Source organism: Shewanella olleyana (genome assembly GCF_023283825.1).
GTDB lineage: Bacteria > Pseudomonadota > Gammaproteobacteria > Enterobacterales > Shewanellaceae > Shewanella > Shewanella olleyana.
This window is the reverse complement of the sequence record NZ_JAKILD010000075.1, coordinates 1-765: the sequence shown is the minus strand read 5'-3', so window position 1 is coordinate 765 and position 765 is coordinate 1. Positions and strand designations below refer to the sequence as shown.

The window sequence follows — 765 nt, the reverse complement described above, 5'->3', positions numbered from 1 at the left end:
ACTCAATGTATTATCGAAAAGGGATTAACTTCCCAATAATACGATTTGTATTAATTAACATGACAGACTCATGCAATTAAATACTATCAGCTTTCCAAATTGTTAAAGAACGGGCTTAAAAAAGCCAAAGATAAAGCTGTCGCTTTATCTTTGGCGTCTCTATCCAAATATGCATGACTTACGATTAAATAAAAGTAAGTAAATGGTGGAGCTATGCGGGATCGAACCGCAGACCTCCTGCGTGCAAGGCAGGCGCTCTCCCAGCTGAGCTATAGCCCCATTTACATGCAGTCAAACAAATTATATACGTTTACTTATTACTAAGTCATTACCAAATCGAGTGTAACAAGGCATGTAGCGAGGACGTTTAGCCTGCTAAACGACGAACTACATAACGCAGTAACACAAAGATTTTGGTGGGTCAGAGTGGACTTGAACCACCGACCTCACCCTTATCAGGGGTGCGCTCTAACCAGCTGAGCTACAGACCCATTTATACTTGTTTCTTTACTTCAATACTGCGTACCTTTCGTCACTCAATCAGTCATGTAGTGAACTACACTCTCTCTTTCATTCCTCAAGCACCTTGCCTTGAAGCAAATTAACGTCGTCTAAATAGACACGTATATATTTTGCTCTTTCTTTCTATCAAGTAATCTGTGTGAACACTCAACAAACATTAAGTTAGTCGTATAGGTAAGGAGGTGATCCAGCCCCAGGTTCCCCTAGGGCTACCTTGTTACGACTTCACCCCAGTCATGAACC

At 41.3% G+C, this 765-nt stretch carries 2 tRNA genes and 1 rRNA gene; all 3 read right to left on the bottom strand.

Annotated elements, in window-relative coordinates:
* Window positions 1–203: 203 nt before the first annotated feature.
* Window positions 204–279: transfer RNA gene (locus tag L2735_RS19895), tRNA-Ala, on the bottom strand.
* Between the two features lie 135 nt (window positions 280–414).
* A tRNA-Ile gene (locus L2735_RS19890) sits at window positions 415–491 on the bottom strand.
* A gap of 206 nt (window positions 492–697) precedes the next feature.
* Window positions 698–765, bottom strand: a 16S ribosomal RNA gene (locus tag L2735_RS19885); the annotation flags it as partial.